General features: G+C 65.8%; 25 protein-coding genes. 17 read left to right on the forward strand and 8 right to left on the reverse strand.

What is annotated here, in order from left to right:
• Positions 1–67 precede the first annotated feature (67 nt).
• The 6 genes from NOV65_RS15355 to NOV65_RS00100 all read left to right on the forward strand — a co-directional run bounded on the left by NOV65_RS15355 (position 68) and on the right by NOV65_RS00100 (position 6,149).
• A complete protein-coding gene (locus NOV65_RS15355; RefSeq protein WP_306671895.1) occupies positions 68–1,189 on the forward strand; it encodes a Y-family DNA polymerase in 1,122 nt (373 codons plus the stop codon).
• Positions 1,190–1,197: 8 nt separating this feature from the next.
• On the forward strand, positions 1,198–4,137 hold the full coding sequence (locus NOV65_RS00080) for a helix-hairpin-helix domain-containing protein (RefSeq protein WP_257303139.1): 2,940 nt from the start codon (positions 1,198–1,200) through the stop codon (positions 4,135–4,137).
• 84 nt (positions 4,138–4,221) lie between these two features.
• Positions 4,222–4,743 carry a DinB family protein gene (locus NOV65_RS00085; RefSeq protein WP_257303140.1) on the forward strand — a complete coding sequence of 174 codons (522 nt, stop codon included), beginning with the start codon at positions 4,222–4,224 and terminating at the stop codon, positions 4,741–4,743.
• 76 nt (positions 4,744–4,819) lie between these two features.
• Complete coding sequence (locus NOV65_RS00090) at positions 4,820–5,230, forward strand: nuclear transport factor 2 family protein (protein ID WP_257303141.1); 411 nt, start codon at positions 4,820–4,822, stop codon at positions 5,228–5,230.
• Positions 5,231–5,329: 99 nt separating this feature from the next.
• The gene (locus NOV65_RS00095; protein WP_257303142.1) at positions 5,330–5,860 is read left to right on the forward strand and encodes a DinB family protein; all 531 of its coding nucleotides are present in this window, start codon (positions 5,330–5,332) and stop codon (positions 5,858–5,860) included.
• A complete protein-coding gene (locus NOV65_RS00100; RefSeq protein WP_257303143.1) occupies positions 5,847–6,149 on the forward strand; it encodes a helix-hairpin-helix domain-containing protein in 303 nt (100 codons plus the stop codon). Before NOV65_RS00095 ends, NOV65_RS00100 begins: the two co-directional genes overlap by 14 nt.
• 88 nt (positions 6,150–6,237) lie before the next feature.
• Here the strand turns inward: NOV65_RS00100 and NOV65_RS00105 are convergent, their stop codons facing one another.
• The 4 genes from NOV65_RS00105 to NOV65_RS00120 all read right to left on the reverse strand — a co-directional run bounded on the left by NOV65_RS00105 (position 6,238) and on the right by NOV65_RS00120 (position 9,193).
• Complete coding sequence (locus NOV65_RS00105) at positions 6,238–6,870, reverse strand: hypothetical protein (protein WP_257303144.1); 633 nt, start codon at positions 6,868–6,870, stop codon at positions 6,238–6,240.
• A gap of 186 nt (positions 6,871–7,056) precedes the next feature.
• Positions 7,057–8,031 carry a caspase family protein gene (locus NOV65_RS00110; RefSeq protein WP_257303146.1) on the reverse strand — a complete coding sequence of 325 codons (975 nt, stop codon included), beginning with the start codon at positions 8,029–8,031 and terminating at the stop codon, positions 7,057–7,059.
• Between the two features lie 9 nt (positions 8,032–8,040).
• A complete protein-coding gene (locus NOV65_RS00115; RefSeq protein WP_257303148.1) occupies positions 8,041–8,433 on the reverse strand; it encodes a TIR domain-containing protein in 393 nt (130 codons plus the stop codon).
• 103 nt (positions 8,434–8,536) lie between these two features.
• Positions 8,537–9,193: a nucleotide-binding protein gene (locus NOV65_RS00120; RefSeq protein ID WP_257303150.1), complete on the reverse strand. Its 657-nt coding sequence runs from the start codon at positions 9,191–9,193 to the stop codon at positions 8,537–8,539.
• Between the two features lie 963 nt (positions 9,194–10,156).
• Between NOV65_RS00120 and NOV65_RS00125 the strand changes: the two genes are divergently transcribed.
• Positions 10,157–10,765 carry a hypothetical protein gene (locus NOV65_RS00125; protein WP_257303151.1) on the forward strand — a complete coding sequence of 203 codons (609 nt, stop codon included), beginning with the start codon at positions 10,157–10,159 and terminating at the stop codon, positions 10,763–10,765.
• Positions 10,766–11,070: 305 nt separating this feature from the next.
• Positions 11,071–12,099: a DUF2911 domain-containing protein gene (locus NOV65_RS00130; RefSeq protein ID WP_257303153.1), complete on the forward strand. Its 1,029-nt coding sequence runs from the start codon at positions 11,071–11,073 to the stop codon at positions 12,097–12,099.
• A gap of 275 nt (positions 12,100–12,374) precedes the next feature.
• Here the strand turns inward: NOV65_RS00130 and NOV65_RS00135 are convergent, their stop codons facing one another.
• Both NOV65_RS00135 and NOV65_RS00140 read right to left on the reverse strand, forming a co-directional pair.
• On the reverse strand, positions 12,375–12,638 hold the full coding sequence (locus tag NOV65_RS00135) for an Ada metal-binding domain-containing protein (RefSeq protein WP_257303155.1): 264 nt from the start codon (positions 12,636–12,638) through the stop codon (positions 12,375–12,377).
• An 85-nt stretch (positions 12,639–12,723) separates the two neighbouring features.
• Entirely contained in the window at positions 12,724–13,284 is a 561-nt protein-coding gene (locus tag NOV65_RS00140) for a helix-turn-helix transcriptional regulator (RefSeq protein ID WP_257303157.1), read from the reverse strand.
• A 101-nt stretch (positions 13,285–13,385) separates the two neighbouring features.
• On the opposite strand from NOV65_RS00140, the gene NOV65_RS00145 reads away from it, so the two are divergent.
• The 5 genes from NOV65_RS00145 (at position 13,386) to NOV65_RS00165 (ending at position 16,446) form a co-directional block, all read left to right on the forward strand.
• Positions 13,386–13,685 (forward strand): PilZ domain-containing protein, encoded by a 300-nt coding sequence (locus NOV65_RS00145; protein ID WP_257303158.1) that lies wholly within the window; start codon positions 13,386–13,388, stop codon positions 13,683–13,685.
• 64 nt (positions 13,686–13,749) lie between these two features.
• Complete coding sequence (locus NOV65_RS00150; protein WP_257303159.1) at positions 13,750–14,547, forward strand: C40 family peptidase; 798 nt, start codon at positions 13,750–13,752, stop codon at positions 14,545–14,547.
• A 97-nt stretch (positions 14,548–14,644) separates the two neighbouring features.
• The gene (locus NOV65_RS00155) at positions 14,645–15,589 is read left to right on the forward strand and encodes a diiron oxygenase (RefSeq protein ID WP_257303160.1); all 945 of its coding nucleotides are present in this window, start codon (positions 14,645–14,647) and stop codon (positions 15,587–15,589) included.
• A gap of 152 nt (positions 15,590–15,741) precedes the next feature.
• Positions 15,742–15,945, forward strand: a complete 204-nt coding sequence (locus NOV65_RS00160; protein ID WP_243285857.1) for a cold-shock protein — start codon at positions 15,742–15,744, stop codon at positions 15,943–15,945.
• 153 nt (positions 15,946–16,098) lie between these two features.
• Positions 16,099–16,446, forward strand: coding sequence for a DUF1292 domain-containing protein (locus tag NOV65_RS00165; protein WP_257303161.1), 348 nt, complete (start codon positions 16,099–16,101; stop codon positions 16,444–16,446).
• Between the two features lie 63 nt (positions 16,447–16,509).
• On the opposite strand, the gene NOV65_RS00170 is transcribed toward NOV65_RS00165, so the two are convergent.
• Complete coding sequence (locus NOV65_RS00170; RefSeq protein ID WP_257303162.1) at positions 16,510–17,301, reverse strand: VOC family protein; 792 nt, start codon at positions 17,299–17,301, stop codon at positions 16,510–16,512.
• A gap of 157 nt (positions 17,302–17,458) precedes the next feature.
• Between NOV65_RS00170 and NOV65_RS00175 the strand changes: the two genes are divergently transcribed.
• The 4 genes from NOV65_RS00175 (at position 17,459) to NOV65_RS00190 (ending at position 22,773) form a co-directional block, all read left to right on the forward strand.
• Positions 17,459–19,402 (forward strand): aconitase family protein, encoded by a 1,944-nt coding sequence (locus NOV65_RS00175; protein ID WP_257303163.1) that lies wholly within the window; start codon positions 17,459–17,461, stop codon positions 19,400–19,402.
• Positions 19,402–21,354: a L,D-transpeptidase family protein gene (locus NOV65_RS00180; RefSeq protein ID WP_257303166.1), complete on the forward strand. Its 1,953-nt coding sequence runs from the start codon at positions 19,402–19,404 to the stop codon at positions 21,352–21,354. Before NOV65_RS00175 ends, NOV65_RS00180 begins: the two co-directional genes overlap by 1 nt.
• Before the next feature lie 109 nt (positions 21,355–21,463).
• Entirely contained in the window at positions 21,464–22,252 is a 789-nt protein-coding gene (mazG, locus tag NOV65_RS00185; protein ID WP_257303168.1) for a nucleoside triphosphate pyrophosphohydrolase, read from the forward strand.
• Entirely contained in the window at positions 22,249–22,773 is a 525-nt protein-coding gene (locus tag NOV65_RS00190; RefSeq protein ID WP_257303170.1) for a hypothetical protein, read from the forward strand. Before mazG ends, NOV65_RS00190 begins: the two co-directional genes overlap by 4 nt.
• Before the next feature lie 164 nt (positions 22,774–22,937).
• Here the strand turns inward: NOV65_RS00190 and NOV65_RS00195 are convergent, their stop codons facing one another.
• Positions 22,938–23,993, reverse strand: coding sequence for a tartrate dehydrogenase (locus NOV65_RS00195; RefSeq protein WP_257303172.1), 1,056 nt, complete (start codon positions 23,991–23,993; stop codon positions 22,938–22,940).
• Positions 23,994–24,132 lie beyond the last annotated feature (139 nt).

A 24,132-nucleotide genomic window follows, 5' to 3' on the forward strand; every position in this document is an offset into this window, starting at 1 on the left:
TCTGGCTGGTTGATTTTCGCTAAAAATTCGCCATACTTGGATCCCCCAGGAGGATCCGGTGCTGGCGATGTGGGTTCCCGAACTGCCGTTCCAGCTGGCTTGTGGGCGGGACGGCGGGCTTCGGGACCGGCCCCTGGCCTTCCTGAGCCCTGACACCCCCCGTTCGCCTACCCTCTGGTTCGTGAACCGCCTGGGCCGGGCGGAGGGACTGGCCGCGGGCATGCCCATGGACCGGGCCATCGGGGCCGCGCCGGGCCTGCGGGTGCTGGATCCCTCGCCCCAGGTCTGGTGGGAGGCCCAGGCCGACCTGAGTGACTTCCTCCAGCACTGGACGCCCCAGGGCCAGCTGGGGCGCCTGGGCGAGGCCCTGGTGGAGCTCCAGGGCACCCAGCGGCTCTTCGGGCCCCCGGCGGACACCGCCGAGCGCATGCGCCGGGAACTGGCGGCCCGCAACGGCTGGGACAGCCACGGGGGCCTGTCCCTGAGCGCCACCGCCGCCCAGCTCGCCGCCCACGCCGAGCACCATCTGGAACTGGTGGCGGAGGGCGCCGAGGCGGCCTTCCTCGCCCCCCAGCCCCTGCGCCGCCTGCCGGACCTGGCCCCACGCCTCCAGGATCGCTTCCACCGCCTGGGCCTGCGGGCCTTCGGGGACCTCCAGCCCGTGCCCCTGTCCGTGCTGGTGGAACTGACGAACCCCAAGCTGGCGCCGGATCTGCGGGCCCGGGTGCGCGGCGAGGACCGGCCCCGGCTGCCCCTGCTCACCGAGCGCCCCGGCCACGCCCGCCACGGCTGGCGCCTCCAGCCCCCCCGCCTGCCCGAGGAGGTGGCCCTGGCCACCCGCTGCCTGGACTGGCTCTGGTCCGACCCCCGCCACCCCCGCACGCTGACCCTGCACTGGTGGGATGTGGACGGCGAACCCCACACCTGGCGGGCCTCTCCCGAGGACCTCACCGTGCCGCCCCTGGTCCTGGCCCGCCGCCTCCAGCAGGCCTTCCTGGCGGGCGCCACCCGCCGCCTCCTCGTGCGCGAGGTGGAGCTGCGCCTGGCCTGGGGCCTGGGCCGCGAGCGTGCCCTCTTCGAGGATCCCCGGAACGCCAAGCTCGAGCGCCTCGAACCCGCCCTCGCCCGCCTCCGCCGCCGCTTCCCCGACCGGGCTGTCCTGCCGGGGTGGATGGCCCCGGGCGCCTGAGGCCCCCCATGTTCGCCCTCGGCATCTCCGATTTCTCTATTGGCGAAGGGGTCTACCCGGCGAAGCAGCTGCTGTCGCTGGCGCGGCAGCTGGGCTACCGCGACCTGGTCTGCTGGGATCGGGGGGTGGCGGGCTACCCGAAGTTGCGGGCGGAGCTGGAATGGATCCACGAGGCCCGGCGGCTGGAGGGCCTGCCGCCGGACCCGCGCTGGACGGGCTTCCGCCTGCACCTGGGCAGCCGCTTCACCTGGCGGGGCCACGGGTACGGCGCGCTGCCCTTCACGGACGCGGGCTACGCCGCCCTGAACCGCCTGCTCTCGGCCCAGGCCCATGACGCGGCACCGGGGCCCGACATCCCGGGCCTGGGTGCCCCCGAGCCACCGCAGGACTGCGTGCTGCTGGCCGACGACCTTGCCGGTCTGGATGCCCTGCTGCGGGAAGGGCTCTACGGCGCCCTGCTGGCCCACCCCCGCCGGGCGCAGGAGGCGCGGAAGGCCCTGGCGGCGGGCCTGGAGGTGGTGGCGCCCCAGGTGCTGCGCTTCCGCACGGCCGAGGGCCTGGAGATGCACCGCCTCAAGCGGGCCATCGACCATCAGACGACGCTCATCCGCACGGAGGCCCTGTGGGATCCCGCCGAGGCGGCTGTTCCCCGCGCCGACTGGGAGGCCCGCTTCCCCTTCGGCGAGCCCGCCGTGGAACGGGCCACGGCGGCCGTGTTGGAACGGATCTCGGGCTGGAACATCCACTGGGGCAAGTGGGTGTTGGCCGAGCCCCTGGGCCAGGAAGGCCGGGATCTCGATGCCCTCCTGCGGGAGAAGGTGCGCGCGGGTGTGGAACGACGCTTCCCGGTGGTTCGTGGGGACATCCTCGCCCGCATGGAGCGGGAACTGGACCTCATCTCCAGCATGGAATTCGCCCGCTACTTCCTGCTGGTGGAGGACATCGTGCAGGCCGCGCAGGGCGCCACGCCGCGTATCTGCGGCCGGGGCAGCGGCGCGGCCTCCCTGGTGAGCTACGCCCTGGGCCTCAGCAACGTGGATCCCGTGGCCACGAACCTGATGTTCGAGCGCTTCCTCACGAAGGAGCGCAAGGACCCGCCGGACATGGACATCGACTTCGCCTGGGACGAGCGGGAGGACGTCATCCAGAAGGTGTTCGAGCGCTACGGCCGCGATCGCGTGGCCATGGTGGCCAACCACGCCTTCTTCAAGGCCAAGGGCGCCCTGCGGGCCGTGGCCCAGGCCCACGGGCGGCCCGACAGCGAGCTGAAGCAGCTGGCCCGCTACGTCCGCGGCTGGGAAGGGGGCCTCGTCCGCGCCGCCGAGAACCCCGCCTGGGACACGATCCTGCGCCAGGCTCTGGCGCTGAAGGGCCACTTCCACCAGTTCTCCGTGCATCCCGGCGGCACCGTCGTCACGCCCAAGGGCTTCTGGGAGCACGCCGCCTTCCAACCCGCGCCCGCCAAGGACAAGGTGTCCACCACCACCTGGGACAAGGATGGCGTGGAGAACTACGGCCTGGTGAAGATCGACCTGCTGGGCAACCGCAGCCTCGCCGTCATCCGCGACGCCTACGAGGTTCTGGGCGACCGTAAGCCCTCCGATCCCGGCGACCACTCCCGCAACGACCCCGACACCCAGGCCCTGCTGGCCCGGGGCGACAGCATCGGCGTGTTCTATGTCGAGAGCCCCGCCACGCGTCAGCTCCAGCAGCGGGTGCGGAAGGGCGACTTCGAGACGCTGGTGATCCACTCCAGCCTCATCCGCCCCGCCGCCTACCGGTGGGTGGACCGCTACGTGAAGCGCAGCCGCGGCGAGGAGGTCTGGGAGCCCAGCGATCCCGTGTTCAACGAGCTGCTGTCCGAGAGCTACGGCGTGCTGGTCTACCAGGAGGACGTCATCAAGGTCTGCGTGGCGCTGGCGGGCTGGAGCCACTACGAGGCCGACCAGCTCCGCAAGCTCCTGGGCAAGCCCGATTGCGAGGACAAGCTGCCCTACTTCGAGGCTCGGTTCCGCAACGGCTGCGCGGCCCGCACCGTGCGCCCTTCAACGGTGGACGAGGCCTGGGACATGATCCGCACCTTCCAGGGCTACTCCTTCTGCAAGCCGCACTCCGCCAGCTACGCCCAGGTGAGCTTCGAGAGCGCCTGGATCAAGGCCCACCATCCGGCCGTGTTCTTTGCATCGGTGGTCACCAACAAAGGCGGCTACTACCCCCCCAGCGCCTACCTGGGCGACGCCCGCCGCCACCGGCTGGTGGTGCGCGGCCCCGATGCCAACGCCTCCGCCTGGCCCTTCACCGCCGAGGGCGACCAGGCCCTGCGCGTGGGCCTCATGCAGGTGCAGGGCGCCCTGGCACCCGAGGTGCACCGGCTGCTGGAGAACCGGGAGCAGCAGGGCCCCTTCGCGGACCTGGACGACCTGCTGGGCCGGGTGAAGCCCTCCGTCACCACCGCCGAGGCCCTTTGCGCCGCCGGGGCATTCGACCGCTGGGCGCCCGATGGCGACCGCACGCGCCTCATGTGGGCGCGGCTGGGCGGCGTGCCCCCCGGCGTGCGCCCGCGCCCCACGGACGCCTTCGACCGCGCAGACCTGGAGCTGCAGACCATGGACCTCACCCTGGAGGTCCACCCCGCCGCCCTCGCCCGCGTGCGGAAGGGCGGCGGCCCCGATCGTGCCGCCGATGTGGCCAAGGTCCTGGCCGGGGAGAAACCGGGCCGCCGCCTGCGCTTCTGGGCCCTGGTCGTGGCGGACAAGGAGGTGGGCACGGAAAAGGGCGAGCGCATGCAGTTCGTCACCTTCGAGGACGACACCGGCCTCTGCGAAGCCGTCGCCTTCCCAGACGTCCTCCGCCGTCGCCAGCGCCCCTTCCGCGTGGGCGAGGTCGTCTCCATCAGCGGGAGGACGACCCTGCAGGACGGGCTGCTCCCCGTGCTGGAGGTGGGCTGAACCAGGAGGTGCTCGCGAAGCCTCCTGCCACCAGGTTGTCAGGAGGGGGGGCGCAGACTCCTCGTTCACCCTGAGGAGGCCGTCATGTTCAACCGCCTGGAAGACTTCAGAACCACGTGGAAGGAGGAGGTCGAGGACACCCTGAAGGTCCTGAGGGCCATCCCCGATCAGGCCCTGGAGCAGTCCGTGGCGCCCGGGTACCGGGATCTGCGCCGCCTGGCGTGGCATCTGGTGGGCGGCATCGGAACCCTCGCCGCCCAGGTCGGGCTCTGCATCGGCGGGCCGGCCCGCGATGAGCAGGGTGAGGTCGTGGCGCCGCCGCCCCAGCACATGGCCGCGATCGTGGAGGCCTACACCCGCTCGGCCGAATCCCTGCTGCAGGCCCTGGCGTCCTGGGAGGACGCCGACCTCGAGAAGGTGGAGGTCGTCTTCGGGCACCTGCACTGGCGACGGGGCCAGATCCTCCTTGCCGTGCTGGTCCACCAGGTCCACCACCGGGGCCAGATGACGGTGCTCATGCGCCAGGCCGGCATCCTCGTCCCCGAGTTCTACGGCCCCACCCGGGAAGGCTGGGAGGCGATGGGCCTGTCCGCGCCCGCAGTCTGACGGGCGCCACGGCCCCGCACCCCGTGTCCCCACCTGGCAGGGCCGGCCCTGCCCTCACCTCGACAAGGAGTCGCCCATGCACCACGAATCCCTCGCCCCAGCCCACATCGAGATCCTGGGACCCGCCGACCGCGTTTCGCAGGCCACGAAAGAGACCATCCGCAGGTTCCACCAGGCCTTCGACGACCACGACCCCCAGGCCATGGAGGCGCTCGTGGCGGACGACTGCGTCATCGAGACCATCAAACCCGCCCCGGGCGGTGCCCGGGCCATCGGGAAGGCCGCGTGCCTGGAGATCTGGCAGGGCTTGGCGAGCGCCGCCGGCACCTGGTTCGAGCGGGAGGAGGTGCTGGTCGCTGGCGAGCGCGTCGTCATCCGGTGGCGGTACCGGTGGGGTGGCGACGCCGCCCAATCCATCCGCGGCCTCAACCTGATGCGGGTCAGGGAGGGGCTCATTGTCGAGGCGATGGGTTACGTCAAGGCGTGACCGGAGCCACCGCGTCGCTAACCCTTTTGGCCCGATCCGCGAAACACCTTCGTGGGGTGACCGGGAGTCTCGCCGCCACCGGTTGATGGGGAGTCATCCATGCTCGATGTGATCAAGACCAGCTACGCCTACGACACCTGGGCCACCGCCCGGGTGCTCGACGCCCTCGAAGGGCTCAGCGAAGAGGAATACAACGGCCCCGAGTGCAGCGGGAACGGGTCGCTCCGGGACACCCTGGCCCACCTGCTGTCCTGCCAGTGGGGGTGGTTCTCCTGGCTCGACGGTTCCAAGAGCCTGGAGGAGGCCTACGGCCTGACCCTTCCCGGGGGAGCCATCGCCACGGTGGCCGAGGCGCGGGTCCACTGGGCCGCCATCGATCGGCAGGCCCATGCCTTCGTCGACACGTTGACCGACGCGGCACTGGCGGAATCGTGCGCCTGGACGAACCTCGATGGCCATTCCGATGCCGCCCCGCTCTGGAAACTGCTGCTCCACGTCGCGAACCACGGCACCCACACCCGCGCCCAGATCGCCGCTGGCATCCGCCGGGTGGGCGCGGATCCTGGGAACATCGACTTGCTTTACTGGGAGTTGAGCCACATGGGGCGCAGGTACGATGCCACGGCCTAGACGCGACCAACCCACCCGACTGGAAGACTTGCCGAGCATCGGCAAGTCCATCGCGGCCGACCTCCGCCGGATCGGCATCCTCGTGCCCGACCAGCTTGCCGGGCGCGAGCCGCTGGCCGTGTTCCAGGAGCTGGCGGGCGCCATGGGCCCCCGCCACGATCCCTGCGTGCTCTACACGCTGCTCTCGGCGCAGCACTTCCTCCGGTGCGGCGAAGCCCTGCCGTGGTGGGCCTTCGCCACCGAAGGGAAGCGCCTGCTGGAAGACAGCCAAGGGGGCATCCAGCGCTGAAGGCACGCCTGGGAAGCCGCCTGGCCACCGCAGCCGTGGCCCGGGGACTGAGGCGCGTGGCCGTGGGAGGGGGACGTCTGCTTGGCGCCTACTTGGCGGGAGGAGCGGGTGCCGGGGCGGCCTTGGGGGCCTCGGGAGCGCTGATGTTCTCTGGGGCCAGGCGGCCCCGCAGGTAGTCCACCAGGTGGGCCCGGACGCCCTGAACCGCGTTGGCCAGCTTGCTCTGGTTGGGGTGGAGGAACTCGCCCTTGGCTGTCTTCTCCCGGACCGTGCCGCCGAGGAGCTCGCGGCCCGAGGCGTCCTTCACGCGGTAGTCGAGGGTGATCACGCAGTATTCGGTGCTGTGGTAGACCTGCTGCGGCGGCATGTGGGGCCCGCCGCCCATGGAGGTCCAGTAGCCGATGGTCACGCTGTCCACATCCAGCCGGGGCAGCTCCAGGGCGTAGGTCGAGCCCGCCCCGGTAGCCACGCCTTCGGACAGCGACTGCGCCAGATCCTTCTGGAACCCCTCGATGAAGGCCGCCTCGCTGCCGTATTTCTTGACGAAAGCCCGCTTGAAGTCATGCAAGTCGATCTTGGCGACCGGGCCGGTCCGGAAAGCCGCGTCCCGCAGCGGCCGAAGGCTGTCCGCCGAAGCCGTCGTCACCACATAGATCGGCGGCTTGGGCGTGCAGGCGAAAAGCGAGAGCAGGATGGCGGAGGGAATCAGGAAGCGTTTCATGGGGGCCTTGGTAACGGAGAAAGGGAGGTGATTAACGTAATGAAGTTAATCGGCGCCGCCTGCACTGGGGTGCTGAGCGAAGCCGAGGAATCCGAACGACGATATAAAAACCGCCTCCAAACCGGTGAAGTCCAAGTTGAACGGAGGGTAAGGCATCTTGCTGCAATACCCCAGACGCATTGATGGCTAGATTCGCCCACGTTCCACGAGGCGCCGATAATGCTCGCCGAGCACTGTCAACCGACAAGCCTTACTTCCAATAGCAGCGTGCCACATATGTGGAGCATCCACCGGCACAACTAGGCCCACGCGGTTATATTTCTGCAAGATCGCAAAACGAGCTGTGTTAATCGGGTTCGGAGCAGGAATCAAAGGATCTGTCCCTTGACGTTCCGGTTCGAAGGTTGGATCAAGTAGGAAGTCTAGGCCTGGCTTAGGAAAGAATTCCGTAATGCACTGCAATTCTGCCAGCGAGATCGGAGGTTGAACCCTTCTAAGGGAGACGAAACTTTTGACGTTTGTCTTAAACACAGGGCGCTGATCCCAGGGTCCAAGGGATTGGTCAATGTGGGCATATATGCTACCTGGCGTAACTTCACCTACAAGATTTCCAGCGGCGCCACCCAGTGCATCGACGAATAAGGTTGTGAAGACACCAGCGCCATTCTCCTCCGTTGCATATTGCTCGGCGGTCGACGCTGTAAGAATAGTTGTTCCTTCCTTAATCTCAGCAAACCCGTTTGCAGTTAACGAAGTCGCTGCAATGCCGGAGTGACAACTATCGAGAACAATAATGCGGTTGCGTGCGGCAGACTGGTTCGCAAAGGCAAGGACTTCATTTAGCGGTATTCCTTCGCTACCTTCCGCCACATCGCTAGCAATGATATAACCGCCTGTACTCTCAACATGACCATGACCAGCAAAATAGAAGAGTGCTGTTTCACAATCACCAGCGAACAATTCTTTGATGCTTTCTCGGAGTGCAGTCCGAGTGACCATGTCTGTTGGACCCGTTCCCGTGAGCAATTTTGATCCAAAGTTCACGGTTCCGTCGCTGTTTCTGTCGAGAACTGCCTTGACTGCATGAGCATCATCCACGCAGCCATAGAGACCGCTAATACGTTGATAATAATTGATCCCGACAATCAATGCTTTTCGCATGGTGCCTCACTATCTGCTACCGCCGATGAGCTCCTTGAGATTATCCCAGGTCCATTTGTATAGCTTGTCGTCCGAAGAAGCGGACTTAGGTTTAGTGCAAGTCTTGTCTGAGTACGCTGCCAGTAAGAAGTATTCCTTTCCTTTCTCTTTTGCGATTTCAAGTTCTGCGGAAACGCCACTTGCAGTATGGGTTTTCTCGCCGCAAAGCACTGCAACGATGTCTACATTATCCATTCTGTGTTTGACCTTATCTTTCCAGTCGCCTTTGAGATGATCTTTGACGGAAGCATCTGTGAAATCAAATGGGCTATCCGGAAGCTTCGCTTGACCCGCGAGCATGATCTTCGCGTCCTCATCATTATCGAAATCAAAGCTGATAAAAACGCGTTTTTTTGATGCCATGGTGCCCTCCTGGAGTGTTTTGGTGAGTGAAAAAATAGGATGTTGAAGACGCCTAACGAATGAAGCCAACCGTCTCCGCTTACACCGAGGTCTGAGCGGAGAGTTAGATGTTTGAGGAATTTGGTTGAGTTGGGGCAGTACCCTTAATGTAATATCTCATACCCTTTCTGACGCCCTGTGATTGGAGATCATGATCAAGCATGGGTTGGACAACCATTTGAAGGATTTTGACGTCGGTACTCAACACCTGAGCGATTGTCGTCATCGTTAGGCCTGGAGATCGTCGTAGCAATTCCAAAATGGATGCTTTGCGTTCAGTGAGAAAGTCATCAATTGTGGATGGTTTACGCTTTGGATAGCGCTGTTCGATTAGGACAGCCAATTTCGCTTGTAGCTCTGAGTACGATGAATACTGAATTCTATCTAGGCCACGAAGGTCACTAGGAACCTCTGAAACTTCTGTTTTAGAAGGATCAATGGCGATGTACCATTGCTCACTGACAGCCATTGCAAAGCCGAGTTCTAGCGTAACATTCGGGTTCCATCCAGAAATGTCAAAGAATGAAAAATCCGAACCACGGATGTAGGTTTCGATTTTCTTCATGATGTGCATATTGGTGATTTTTTCGTCGGCAAAAATGAATGTCACCTCGTATTGCTTTTCCAATTCCTTAAACAATTTCCTGTAATCGTCCTTGGGATAGAGCCTATAGGAGTAAGCTACAAAAACTTGTTTGCGATCAGATTTTAGCTCGCTCAAGTTCGACTCCTGAAATGTGAAATGCCTAACTCAGTATTTCGCAAACCGCACGCCCAGACGGCAAGCAGTGTCTTTATTTGGATTGTGGTGAGGAATTGCTGGATGGTGGAAATTCCGTGCTCATGCTGCCATTAGGCTGGGCGGACTCTCGTCACAACCGGGCGAACGGGCCTGAATCGACCCCCGAACGGTAATTGTGGGGTGACTGAAAAGGCTTTTTCGCCACCGATTTCAGTAATGACGGTGATAAAGCAGGGCAGGCCCCCGCCTGGGCCCCCCTTCGGCGGCTTCCGGCGGGGCCGGAAGTCACCCAGGGTCACCGCCGCCGCGCTTTCAAAGGGCGCGGCGACGGTGACCCTGGATGGAGCCCAGGCGGCGTGCTGCCAAGGCCCAATCACCGTGAATCACCGTTCATCAGTGGCTAATTGCTTTTGCCTGTCGACCCGCCTCCGTATCCATCGGTGGCTCCAACCATCCATCGCCTCGCGAGTCGCCCCTGGGTGGAGCCCAGGCTACGTGCTGCCAGGGTCCAATCCCCGTCCATCACCGTTCATCCCCGGCTGAATGCTTTTGCTTTTCAATCCGTGTCCACCCGTGTTGATCCGTGGCAAAACGGCCTGTCTTCGGCCCGCTGCTCCGCTCCCGGGCTTCCAGCGTCGAATGGCCTTGTCTTGCCTGACTCTTTTCACTGTCACACTGCCGGCCGCTCGGCTCTGGGTCGGCTCCTGCTGAGCGTGCACGCTGGCTTTCTCAGGGTGCCTTGTGATCGAGAGCGCTGACCCGGCCGGCGAACACCCAAAACCCTTGCCGTGATGGTCACGGCCCCGGGCATTGACGACCTATGGTTCGTCAGTCAGTCGGCATGTTGCATTGAGATCGCTGGCGCCTATATTGAAAAAATCCGCATGCATATAGCGTGTGAGACTTATTTTCAATTGGTGAACCAATTCAGGGGAGAAAGTCATGAACCAGGCTCCAAGCCTCACCTTCGCCTCACGCACCGGCCGCACGCTCGGGCGCTTCGCGCTGGCCATCGCCTTGGCGGTCGGCGTTGGGATTTGCGTGCCGGCCTCAGGCCAGGCCGGCGGCGAACAAAACGAGAGCGAGATTGCACACGGCTTCGCCATCGTTCCGCAGGGCGTGACGCTCAACCTGCAGGGCCGCAACCGTGCGCTGGTCGGACTGGGCAGCTACATCGTGAACACGACCGGCTGCAATGACTGCCATACGCATCCCTCGTACCTGCCCGGCAACGACCCCTTTGCCGGTCAGCCGGAGCTCGTGAACAGCGCACAGTACTTGACGGGAGGTCGGCAGTTCGGGCCGTTCACCTCGCGCAACTTGACGCCGGATAGCACGGGGCGCCCAGCCGGCCTGAGCTTGAGCGAATTCATGAACCTGATGCGCACCGGCGTCGATCCGGATTGGACCCCGGCATCGGGTCGTCCACAAATCCTTCAGGTGATGCCGTGGCCGGTCTTCGGCAAGAAGACCGATCGCGAACTGACGGCCATCTACGAGTACCTGAGCGCGATCCCGTCGCTGCCCAACAACCCGAACCCGGGCCCGTGAGTGCGCTTCGCCGCGCCGGCCTTCGAGTCGGTGCCGCAGCGCCAGCTAAGAGTGCCTAACACACCCCTCGCGGCCTCGTCGGGGTTTTGTTAGGCACTCTAAGGCTCGACATTCGTGGCACATCGTTTGCCGGGTGACGATTGCGAAGTTGAAAACACGCCCTGTTGTTTTTGCTTTTCGATCGGCATCCCTCCGTGGCTCAAACCATCCTTGGTCTCCCGGTCCACCCCCGGAATCGCACCGCTCACCCCAGCCTGCTTCCGGTTCCGAGGGGTTTCGGGGCAGGATGCTCGCGGAGGTGTTCCATGCGTCCTATCGCTTTTGCCCTGCTCGCGGCCGCGCCCGTGCTCTTCGCCCAGGCGCCGCCCCTCATGCTGCCCGAGGCCAGTCCCCGGGCCCACGTCAGCCAGACGGTGGGGCTGACGGACATCGACGTGAGCTACCATCGGCCGGCGGTGAACGGCCGCAAGGTCTGGGGCGGGCTCGTGCCCTATGGCCAGGTCTGGCGGGCCGGGGCCAACGAGAACACCGTGGTGACCTTCTCCAGCCCCGTCCGTGTGGGCGGGACCACGCTGCCCGCCGGGCGCTACGGCCTCCACATGCTGCCCACGGCCACGGAATGGACCGTGATCTTCAGCAGCCAGTCCCATGGCTGGGGCAGCTACAGCTACGACGCCAAGGAGGACGTGGCCCGCGTGCCGGTGACGCCCGTGGCTGCCGAGCCGACCGAGCGCCTCGTCTACACCTTCGACGATCCCAGCGAGCAGGGCGTCACCCTGTCGCTGCGCTGGGAGAAGCTGCGGGTGCCCATTCCGGTGGCGGTGGATACCAAAGCCGTGGTGGTGCAGAGCCTGCGGGAGCAGCTGCGCGGCCTCCACCAGTTCTTCCCGGAGGCCTGGAGCGGCGCCGCGGGCTGGTGCGCCCGCAACGACGTGAACCTGGATGAGGCCATGACTTGGGTCGACCGCTCCCTCACCATGCGGGAGTCCTTCGCGGCCCTGCGCACCAAGGCCGCGCTGCTGGACAAGAAGGGCGACGCCAAGGGTGCCGAGGTCCTGCGGGAAAAGGCCCTGACGAAGGCCACGGAAGTGGAGGTCAACCAGCTCGGCTACACGCTGCTAAGCCAGAAGAAGGTGGATGAGGCCCTCACTCTCTTCCAACGGAACGTGAAGGATCACCCCGATTCCTGGAATGTCTACGACAGCCTCGCCGAGGCCTACGCCCTCAAAGGCGACAAGGCCCAGGCCGCCGCGAACTACCGCAAGGCCCTCGACAAGGTGAAGCAGGCGGACCAGCGCACCCGCATCCAGGGCGAGCTCGACAAGCTCAAGTAGCTCAGACGGGCGTTTGAGTCACCGGCGAAGGATTCCTGACAAGGATCTTTTGCCGGTGATGAACGGTGATAAGGCAGGGCTGGTACCCACTGGGGCCCAATCACTGTGGATCACCGTTCATCACCGGCTGAAGGCGCTTTTGCTTTTTGAACCCGCGTTCCGCCAGGACAGAGATGCCTTGGCCGCCCCGAGGTAGTCGCCAAGATGCCTGAGTCCATACAGTCACCCAGGCCCGGTTCGCCCAGGCGTGGCGGACCTTCCTTGTCCGAAAGGCCTCAGTTGCCGGGCTTGCAGTCCTCGCAGGGCTTCATGCCGGCCTTCTTGGCCTCGGCCACGGACTTGAAGTCCACGCGGGTGCCGGCCTTCTCGATCTCCTTCACCCACTTGCAGTTGGCCTTGTGGTACAGCTTCGTATCCGAACAGCCGACGATGACTTCGGCCTTGGCCTTGTCCTCGGCCTTCGGGGTATCGCTCCGTCGGGCGGCCGCCAAGGGCAGGCTCATCAGGCAAGCCAGGACAGCGAACGAGAGTTTCCGCATCGGACACCTCCCCAGGATGGGAATCCAGAGACTCAGTTTCGGTCCTGCGGAGGCTCGCGCCAGGGCCGCCGGTGGGTGCGGGTGCCTATCTCAGGGTGGCCACGACCTCGCCCCGGGAACCGGCGCCCAGCTTCTTCATGATGCTCTTGATGTGATCCTTGACCGTGTGCTCGGAGATGCAGAGCACCTCGGCGATCTTCTTGTTGGTGGAGCCCAGGCCGACGAGGTTCAACACGTCGGCTTCCCGCTTCGAAAGCTGGAAGGTGATCCGGGCCTTCTCCAGATCGATCAGGTGCTTCTCGACGATCCGTTCCATGAGGACCATGACGTGGGTGGGGGGCTCACTGCTGCCGGGGGTGCCCAGGGGAAGGGCCCGCAACGAGCAGGCGGGCAGCACCTCGGGGGAGAGCCCGGGGCAGGTCATGTCCAGGGGCCAGAGGTTGGTAGCATCGTTCCCCCCGCGCAGGACCTGCAGGCAGAGGTCGCGGATGCTCTCGGGGAGGGCCTCGGTGCCGTCTTCGGGTCCACGCAGGGTGGCCAGCAGATCCAGAGCCCGTTCGTTGGCGAACAGCATCCGGCCTGCGGCATCCACGACGAGAACTCCGGGGGCGGAGCGCTGGCGGACGATGTTTGAGAGACTGTTCATCTGGATGAAGAATAGGTCATTTGTCGAAAAGGATGGGATAAGAAAAAATCACCCTTTCGAGGGGATTGGCGGAGGGAGGCTGGGCCACTAAGCTTCGCAGCATGGATACCCCATCGGAAAAGCGAGCCACCCCCCGGACGGTCCTTTATCAGGTCGTCCGCTTTGAACGTACGGCCGCGGAGCCCAGCCGGCCGGAAGACGATCCGACCCAGGGGATCGGGCGGGACATCAGCCCCGAGGGGGCGAGCCTGCTGACGGATTGCCCCCTGCATCAGGGGGAGGTCGTGAAGCTCCATGTCCCCATCGAATCCGAGCTCGCCAGCGTACCGGTCTTCTCCCAGGTGAAATGGACCCAGCGGACGCGGAACGGCTTCCGCGTGGGCCTGCAGTTCCTCGCCTAAGGCGCCATCACCCGGACCTGGCATCGCCGGGGTTCTCCGTGCGGGCTCCTGCTAGGATCCCTGCATGTCCTCCTTCGAGCGCCTGCAAGGTTTCAGGCTGGGACCACCGCTGGCGGCGGGGTTGCTGCTGGCGACCGCCTGTTCCCGGCCCCCGCGCCCTGTGCCTGCGCGCCCGGTAGCTCAGCCCGCGGTGGCGAAGGCGCTGCCGCGCCTGGGCTACACGTTGCAGGCCGGTGCCTTCGCGAAGGTGGAGAACGCGGCGCGGTTTTCGGAAACGCTCCAGGCCCATGGGCTGGAGGCGGCCTACTACGCCTCGGGGGATGGCCTCTACCGCGTGCGCTTCGGGGACTTCGCCACGAAGGAGAAGGCCCGGAGCCGGGGCGAAGCCCTGAAGGCCGCGGGGACCATCGAGGCCTACTGGGTGGTGGCGCCGGATGGGTCGGCGCCAGGCGCCTCGGGCCCGCCCCGATTCCACCCGTCGGATGAGCGGGGCCTGCGGGCCAGCCTGGTGGATACGGCCAAGGGCTACCTCGGCGTGCCTTACCTCTTCGGCGGCACCACGGAACGGGGGTTTGACTGCAGCGGTCTCACCGGGGCGGTGTATCGGCTGAACGGGCTGCGGTTGCCGCGGTCCTCGCAGGCGCAGTTCGAGGCGGGCAGTCCGGTGGAGCTGGAAGAGGCCAGGGCCGGGGACCTCCTCTTTTTCGCGACGAATGGCGGCAGCCGCGTGAGCCATGTGGGGCTGTACCTGGGGCAGGGGACCTTCATCCACGCGCCGCGCCCAGGGCAGGGCATCCGCCAGGATCGGCTTGCGGATCGCTACTACAGCCGGGCCTTCATCGGGGCGAGGAACTACCTGTAGAAAAGCGGCCGGCGATTGACTGCGGTCGGTGCGAGACACATATTCCCCGAGGCTCTATCCGGAGCGCCCAAGGGACCTCGGCCCGGGAGGTGTTCGCATGGCCCCCTATTCCTACGGGGAATGCCTGGAACGGTCCTACCGGGTCAACTGGAGGATCAGGGATGTGCTGGGAATGGGTGGGTTCGATCTGCGGCGTCCCTGGCTGCCCATGGAGCTCTCAGGCGCCGGTGGCATCTCCTGTCTGAATGCCGACGAGAAGCGCAAGCTGACCCACCTGGAAATGGGCGCCTACGCGCACCTGTTCCGCTACGTGGAGGCCTTCATCGCCCCCGAAATGCTGAGCCTGGCCCGGGACTCTGAACGGGTCAACAAGGAGGCCTTCGAGGCCCTCACGAACTTTGCGTCGGAAGAGGTCAAGCACATGCATCTCTTCGACGAGGTTCGGAAGATGGTGGATGAGGCGGTGGGTTTTCCACTCGAGCTGTTGGAGGGCCAGAGCGTGGCCGCCAACGCCATCCTGGGCAGGCAGCGGGGAGCCGTGCTGTTGCTGACGGCAGCCATCGAATGGTTGACGCAGGATCACTTCCTCAGCGCGATGAAGCATTCGGCTGTGCTGGATCCCCTCACCAGGGAGATCTTCCGGTGCCATTGGCTGGAGGAGGCCCAGCATGCGCGATTGGACCACCTCGAGGCGCTGCGGGCCTTCAAGGACATGTCCGAGGGCGACCGGGACCAGGCCATCGAGGATCTGATCTGGCTGCTGGCCGCGCTGGATGGGCTCCTCCAGCAGCAGGTCGCCTGCGACATGACGAACCTGGGCCGGTACCTCGGCCGCGTCTTCACGCTGGGCGAGCGTCGGGACATCCGCCAGAGCCTGCTGAAGGCGAAGCGCCACTGTTTCATCGAGAGCGGGGCGAGCCATCCCAACTTCCAGGAACTCATTCGGGCCGTGACGACTCCGGCCCAGCAGGCGGGGGTACGGCTGGCCGTGGACCTTCTGCTGCAGGAGAATCCCGTTCATCCGGTCAGGGGATTGAACTGAATTGCGAATGTTCGTCGATTTTTTGAAAATTGGCGGCGGAATCGGCATACACTGGAAATCGCCCGCCGGTCGTGCGGGTATCTAAAAGCGTTGCTGCCTCGCCTGGAAGGAACAATGCATCTACATCCAGGACGAAGAAAGCAGGTAGTCAAATGGCTCAGGGAACCGTGAAGTGGTTCAACGCCGAAAAGGGTTTCGGATTCATCACCCCCGATGACGGTGGTGCGGATCTGTTCGTTCATCACTCCGCCATCGAGACCACGGGTTTCCGCACCCTGGACGAGAATCAGCGCGTCAGCTTCAACGTAGGTCAGGGCCAGAAGGGCCCCCAGGCGACCAACGTCACCAAGATCTAGACCCTACTGTTCACCATGAATCGGCCTCCTTCGGGAGGCCGATTTTTTGGGTGCCCCCGGGATGTCGTGGCCGCCGGCTGGCCCCGTTGAGCATATTTCCTTGGCCCGAAAGGCTTCCGACCGTATTCTGGTCCCTTGCGCAAGGAGGAGCCCATGGCTCACGAAGATCACGAACACGGACCGAACTGCAACCACGACCACGACGATTCCTTCGAAATTGAAGTCGTTGAACTCGAAGACGAGAATGGCGAGAAGGAAGAATTCGCGATCCTGGAAGAGCTCGAGTTCGAGGGTCGCAACTTCGCCATCCTGGCGCCCCTGGCTGAGCTCCAGGCCCAGGAAGAGGGCACCGCGGATCCCGAGGCGGGCCTGAGCCTGGAGATCTTCGAGGTGAAGGACGACATGTTCACGCCCCTCGAGGACGAGGAGCTGGCCGAGCGCCTCATGAAGCACCTCGACGAGCAGGAAGCCAAGCTCAAGGCCGAGGAAGAGAAGGACTGACCGCAGCACCCAGCATTCGCACGAAGGCCCCCGGTTGGGGGCCTTCCTCTGGATGGGGTGAAGCTAGAGTCTGCCCTGGAAGAGGGCGAAGACGGCACCCTGCGGGTCCGCGATCACTGCGAAGCGCCCCACCTTCGGGATGTCTCGGGGGGGCAGATGGATGGTGGCGCCCAGGGCCTGGGCCCGCGCCGCCCGTTCATCCACGTCCTTGACCATGAAATACACCATCCAGTGGGAGGGGATGTCCTTCCAGGCCGGGCCCCAGTGTTCGCTGATCTCCATCATGCCGCCGAAGTGGGCACCACCCAGCTCCCACTCGAAGTACGGCATGCCTGGATCGGTCGGAGCCTTGGTGGTCCAGCCGAAGAGGCGCGTGTAGAACGATTGGGCCGCCTTGGCGTCCTTGGTGGCCAGTTCGGTCCAGCAGAGGGCACCGGGTTCCAGGTAGGCCGAGACGCCCTTGTGGTTCCGGGCCTGCCAGAGCGCGAAGACCGCGCCCAAGGGATCCTGGAGGACGGCCATGCGGCCCTCCTCCATCACATCGAAGGGACCCACCAGGATCTGGGCGCCGAGTTCTTTCGCCTTCACCGCGGTGGCATCGGCGTCAGACACGGAGACGTACGAAAGCCAGTTTGAAGGGGTGCCCTGCTGGCGCTGCTCGTCACTCTGGAGGCAAAGCCCGGCGGCCTGGCGTTCGCCGGTGGAGAGGATCACATAGCTGCCCATGGAGGTGGCGACCTCGTTGGACTGCCATCCGAACAGCTCTCCATAAAAGGCCTGGGCGGCCTTGAGGTCGCGGGTGGCCAGTTCGGGCCAGCAGAAGGTTCCGATCGCGGGAAGGGTGGCTTGGGCCATGATGACCTCCGGAAGGGAAGGGAAGAATAAGTCGTTCTCGGACCGGATCAACACTGATAATTCCTGCCCGATGCATCACGGCGAACCAAGCGGTTGAGAGTCATTCATCCTGAGGCGGTTCGGACCTCGCCGGCACCTGGCGTAAGCTGAATCGATGGTGTTCGACCCGATCCATTTCACTGGCCGCATTCTTTTTCTCACGGAGGATCCGGACCAGATCCTCCGCCAGCTCGCGGGTGAGGACCTGGAACTGGACGAAGCGCTTCCCCTGCGCGACCAGATCAGCACGGACGAGATCACGCCGGCCTTCATCTGCTACCACTTCGACGAGAAGCTGGGCGACTTCCCCTACCTGGGCCTGAAGTGCGGCGAGGCCTTCCCAGTGAAGGAGGGCTCCGTGCGCGCGGGGGGCTTCGCCGTGAGCGTGGCCGGCAAGCGCCGCGGCAAGGGCAGCAGCCGGGAGGCCAGTCCCTACGCCGAACGGTGCGCGGGCCTCCGCCTGGTGATCGCCGAGAGTTTCGAGCGCATCTACCGGCAGAACGCCCAGAACCTGGGCCTGCTCACCAGCACGGACTTCGGGTTGATTCCGCGCATCCGGCGGGGCGAGGCCATCCCCCTGGCGGAGTTCACCGCCGGTCTGGATCCGGTCACCGCCGAGATCGTGTGCCGGGGTGGGCTCTTCCCCTACAACGCCGCCCGCCTCAGGGGCGAGGTGGTGCCACCACTGCCCGCCGCCGCGCCGCGCCCCATGACCTACGCCGAGAAGGTGCTCGCCCGCCACGCTGTGGTGGACGCAGCCGCTGGCGCGGTGGGCCTTCCGGCGGTTCGGCCCGGCGATGGACTCTTCGTGAAGGCTGACTGGCGGTTCAGCCACGAGTACGTGACGCCCATGGCGGCGAGCTTCCTGGAGCAGGCCATGGGACCGGAGGCCGTGCTGCGCGATCCCGCCTCCATCCTGGCCTTCCGTGATCACCTGACCTTCCTGCACCACAGCATGAAAGCCGAGCACCGGGCCATGGGCCTGCTGACGGTGGCCCAGCGCCTGAAACCCGCCCAGGAGGCCTTCTGCGCGAAGCATGGCATCCGGCTCCATGGCGAGTTGCCCGACGGTTCCGGCAGCGAGGGCATCTGCCACGCGCTCATGGCCGAGCGCTACGCGCTTCCGGGCCAGGTGGTGGTGGGCACGGATTCGCACACGCCCCATGCCGGCGCGCTGGGCTGTCTGGCTTTCGGCGTGGGCACCACGGACATCGCCTGCGCCTGGGTGACCGGTGATGTGCGGGTCACCGTCCCGCCCACGCTGCGGGTGCGCCTGACCGGGCGGTTGCGCCCCGGCGTGTCCGCCAAGGATCTGGTGCTGCACCTGCTGGCCCAGCCCCTCATCCGCGAAGGCGGCGCCATCGGCCATGTCATCGAGTACCAGGGCGAAGGCCTGCTGGACCTGGACACGGACGAGCGGGCCACGCTCACCAACATGGCCGCGGAGATCGGCGGCTTCACGGGCCTGATGGCTCCGGATGCGGAAACCGTGCGGTTCGTCAAAGAGCGGCGGGGCGTGGAGCTCACGCTCGAACCCTGGATGCAGGGTGATGAGGACGCCGAGTACGCCCACACCCTGGAGGTGAACTGCGCGGCGTTGGGCGCCATGCTGGCCCGGCCCGGCGATCCGGGGAACGGCGTGGCGCTGGCGGAGCTGGGCGAGGCTGTGCCCATCCACATCGCCTACCTGGGCAGCTGCACCGGCGGCAAGCGCGAGGACCTGCGCCGCGCCTACGAGGTGGTTCGGGTCGCCGCGGCCGAAGGGCGGCACGTACCGGAAGGCGTGCAGTTCTTCGTGCAATGCGGCAGCGAGGACGTGCGCCGGTTCGCCCAGGCACAGGGCTGGCTTGCGGCCTTCGAGGCCGTGGGGGCCGTGGTGCTGGGCAGCTCCTGCGGAGCCTGCATCAACGCCGGGCCAGGCGTCTCCACTCGCCCGGACCAGGTGACGATCAGCGCCATCAACCGGAATTTCCCGGGGCGTAGCGGCCCCGGCCAAATGTGGCTGGCCAGCCCCGCCACCGTCGCCGCCAGCGCCCTGGCGGGACGCATCGCGGGGGCTTGATGGATCCCGTCCACATGGCCCGCTATCGTGCCCTGATCCTGGCGAGCGGTGCGCGCGCAGGCGCGCCGGCGCTGGACCGAGGCTCCAGGATTCTGGTGGTGGATCCGGCCCGCCAGCGGCTGGGCCTGCTGGAGGGAGGCCGCCTGGTTTTCGAGGCGGTCATCTCCACGGCAAAAAATGGCCTGGGTTGCGAGGAGAACTCCTATCGCACGCCCACGGGCTGGCACCGCATCCATGCGCGCATCGGCGCAGGCGCGGAACCCGGCACCATCTTCCGCGCCCGCGAGGCCACGGGCGAGGTCTGGCGCGGGGAGCCGCGCGAGGAGGACCTGATCCTCACCCGCGTGCTCACCCTGGATGGCCTGGAGGAGGGCTGGAACCGCGGCCCGGGCCGCGACTCTCTGGAGCGCTTCATCTACCTGCATGGCACGAACCAGGAACCGCAGCTGGGCCAGCCGGTGTCCCATGGCTGTGTGCGGCTGTCGAACACCGCTGTGGCGGGCCTCTTCGAGCTGGTGGCCGAGGGTGATCCCGTGCTCATCGCCGAGGAACTGCCGGGCGATGGCCTGGGCCTCGGCCGACTGCACTTCGCCGGTGTGGCGGGCAGCGGCATGAGCGCCCTGGCCCAGTTCGCGGCCCTGAAGGGCGGCCGGGCCAGCGGCAGCGATCGCAGCTTCGACCGGGGGCAGCGGCCCGAGGCGAGGACCCAGCTGGAAGCCCTGGGTGTGGTGCTCCATCCCCAGGACGGTTCGGGGCTGGAAGGTGACTGTTCCGCCCTGGTGGTCTCCACGGCCGTGGAGGACGAAGTTCCCGACGTGGTGACCGCGCGGCGCCTGGGTGTGCCCGTGCTGCACCGCTCCGAGCTGCTGGCTCACTTCGTGGCGCGGTACCGCACCGTGGCCGTGACGGGCACCAGCGGCAAATCCACGACCGTGGCGATGGTGTTCGAGATCCTGCGGGGGGCGGGCCGCGATCCTTCGGTCATCACCGGTGGCGAGCTGGTGGCCCTCCAGCGGGAGGGCCGCTGGGGCAACGCCTGGGCCGGGGCTTCCGATCTGCTCGTCATCGAAGCTGACGAAAGCGACGGCTCGGTGGTGCGCTATCACCCCGCCGTGGGCGTCATCCTGAACCTGCAGAAGGATCACAAGGAAATGGACGCCGTGGCGGAGATGTTCCGCGCCTTCCGTGCCCAGGTGCGGGAAGCCGTGGTGGTGGGCGAGGCGGAGAACCTGGCGGAGTTCGCGGCCGGGGCCGCAGTGTCCGGTTTCGGTGACGGGGCGGACTTCCGGGCCGAAGGCCTGCGACTCGAAGCCGATGGTTCGGCCTTCATGGTGCTCGGCGTGCCCTTTCGCCTGCCCGTGCCGGGCCGCCACAACGTGGAGAATGCCATCGCAGCCATCGCGGCCTGTGCGGCCCTGGGCGTACCGCTGGAAGCGATGGTGGCCCCGCTGGCCGCCTTCCAGGGCGTGGCGCGGCGCTTCCAGGTGTTGGGCACACGACGGGGCGTCACCGTGGTGGACGACTTCGGCCACAACCCCGCCAAGGTGGCGGCCTCCATCCGGACGGCGCACCTGCGGGTGGCTGCGGGGGAAGGGCGCGTGCTGGCGGTCTTCCAGCCCCACGGTTTCGGACCCCTCAAGTTCCTCCGGGCCGATTTCGTGGAGGCCTTCGCTACAGAACTGGCGCCCCGGGACCGGTTGTGGTTCCTGGAGGTGTTCTACGCCGGGGGCACCGCTGCCCGGGACATCAGCAGCGCCGAAGTGATCGGGGACATCGCCGCCCGGGGGGTGGTCGCCGAATCGGCCCCCTCGCGGGAGTGGCTTGTGGGACGGCTGGCGGCCGAGGCGAGGGCCGGCGACCTCATCCTGGTGATGGGTGCCCGGGACCCCTCGCTCACGGACTTCGCCAGGGCCGTCCTTCATCGAATGGAACAGACTGAAGCACACCGATGAACCCCGATCAAAGCTGATGAACACCGACCAAGCTCAATTTGCTTTCAGCGGTGTTCATCTCTGTTCATCGGTGGCTGTTTTCTCTTTCCATCACCCGGTACCCTGAGGCATGGAACCCACGACCCTCCGCGCTGTCATGGCCGCGCTCCGCAAGCCGGAGACGGGCTGCCCCTGGGACCTGAAGCAGGACCACCAGAGCCTGGCCCGCTACCTGCGCGAGGAGGCGGCGGAGGTGCTGGACGCCCTGGCGGCCCACCAACCTGGAGAAGCGGCCACCGAGGCGCACCTCTGCGAGGAACTGGGCGACCTCTGGCTGCAGATCGCCTTCCACGCCCAGCTGGCGGCAGATCGCGGCGCCTGGGACATCCACGATGTGGAGCGCACAATCGTGGAGAAGCTGGTGCGCCGCCATCCCCATGTGTTCGCGGAGGTCGCGGTGGATGGCGCGGAGGAGGTGCTCACCAACTGGGCCGCCATCAAGCGGGAGGAGAAAGGGCTGCACGGCGAGGAGCCGCGGCTGCTGGAGGGCATCCCCGCCTCGCTGTCGCCCATGGAGGAGGCCCTGGAGATCGGCCGCCGCTGCGCGAAGGTGGGTTTCGAGTGGCCCGATATGGAGGGTGTGCTCGACAAGGTGAAGGAGGAAGTCGCAGAGCTGCAGGCCGAGTCCGATCCCGTGCGGGTGGAGGAGGAGTTCGGCGATGTGCTCTTCAGCCTCATGCAGTGGGCCCGCAAGATGGGCGTGGACCCCGATACCGCGCTGCGCCGCCAGATGGCGCGCTTCAAGGGACGCTTCACCTCGGTGGAGGATGATGCGCGCAGCGCTGGCGGCTGGGACCAGCGGAACCTCGACCAGATGGAAGCCGCCTGGCAGGCCGCCAAGCGGAAGGCGACGTCATGATGGCCCTGGCGCTGCTCGCCTCGCGGGGTGGTCCCCCGCCGCCCTTCGTGTTCCTGCTGGTCCCGGCGGTCTTCCTGGTGATTTCCTGGTTCTCCAACCGGCTCATGGGCCTTCCGGCGCTCTACGCGGCCTTCCCCGCCGATCCCACAGATCCCATCGAGCGGAGCCTGGGCTGGCCGCAGGTGGAGTTCGGCGCCCTGCGCGGCCACTCGCCCATCTCCCTCAAGGCGGGGCGGCGCTGCCTGCACCTGAAGCAGCCCTTCCCCTTCCAGCCCGCCTGGTGGCAGGGGCCGGCCTCCATCCCATGGGACCAGATCCGTGTGGAGAAGGAGGCCAGCGAGTCATCCTGGGCCTTCCTCAGCGCGGCCGAATTCCGGCTGGGCGCCGATGGGCGGGTAATCCGCCTGCGTGGCAAGGCCGCCCGGACCCTCCAGGCGATGGTGCTGGAGAAGCAAGGCGCCGGAATTGGGTTTTATCCAGATCGGAACTCGCCGGGGCATGGCGCCATCCGTCCGCGGTGATTGAGGGCAGTCACCGAACAGGAACTGGATAAGCGGAGGACGGTGGAGGAGTGAACGAGAGCGGGGGAAAGCCTTGAGGCAGGAAGGCTGTCTTCTGCTCTCAGCTTTCCTCAGCCCCTCCGCTTATGGAATTCCTTTCCGATCCTGACGCCCGATTCGAAGTTTCACACCGCGTCGGCGATGGCCCTGCCCATGTCGGTGGTGCTGGCTTTGCCGCCCATGTCCGGGGTGCGCAGGCCGCTGGCCAGTACCGTCTCGATGGCGGCCACGACGGAGGCGCCGGCCTCGGGGCAGCCCAGGTGGTCGAGCATCATGGCTCCGGCCCAGATCTGGCCGATGGGGTTGGCGATGCCCTTGCCGTAGATGTCCGGCGCCGAGCCGTGGACGGGTTCGAACATGGATGGGAATTCCCGCTCGGGGTTCAGGTTCGCGCTGGGGGCGATGGCGATGGTGCCCGTGCACCCGGGACCCAGGTCCGAGAGGATGTCGCCGAAGAGGTTGGAGCCCACCACGACGTCGAACCAGTGGGGGTTGCGGACGAAGTGGGCGCAGAGGATGTCGATGTGGAACTGGTCCACCTTCACCTCGGGGTACTTCGCGGACATGGCCTTCACCCGCTCGTCCCAGTAGGGCATGGTGATGGCGATGCCGTTGGATTTCGTGGCCGAGGTGAGGTGCTTCTTCGGGCGCGACTGGGCCAGGTCGAAGGCGTATTTCAGGATGCGGTCCACGCCCTGGCGGGTGAAGACGGTCTGCTGCGTGGCCATCTCCTGGTCGGTGCCTTCGTAGAGGCGGCCGCCGATGGAGGAATACTCGCCTTCGTTGTTCTCGCGCACCACGATGAAGTCGATGTCGCCCACCTGCCGACCGGCCAGGGGGCAGGGCACGCCGGGCATGAGCTTCACCGGGCGGACGTTGGCGTACTGCTTGAAACCGCGCCGGATGGGGATGAGCAGGCCCCAGAGTGAGACGTGATCGGGCACGCCGGGGAAACCCACCGCGCCGAGGAAGATGGCGTCGTGATGGCGGATGCGATCAAGACCGTCCTCCGGCATCATGCGGCCATGTTCGAGGAAGTGCTCGCAGCTCCAGGGGAACTCGTCCCACTTGAAACGCAGATCATGCTTCGCCGCAGCGGCCTCCAGCACGCGAATGCCTTCGGGTACCACTTCCTTGCCGATGCCATCGCCAGGAATGACCGCGATCCTCAAATCGCGCATGTGAGGCTCCTGTGAAAAAGCTGCAAATGTATCTAATCGACGTTGTTATGGGGTTGAACGGACGCGCAGATACCTCTTCACACTATGCGACTCGGGGGTAGACTACGCACCGAAATTCGACCCCCTTCCCACACATGGA

Source organism: Geothrix campi (assembly GCF_024609265.1).
Taxonomy (GTDB): Bacteria; Acidobacteriota; Holophagae; order Holophagales; family Holophagaceae; genus Geothrix; species Geothrix campi.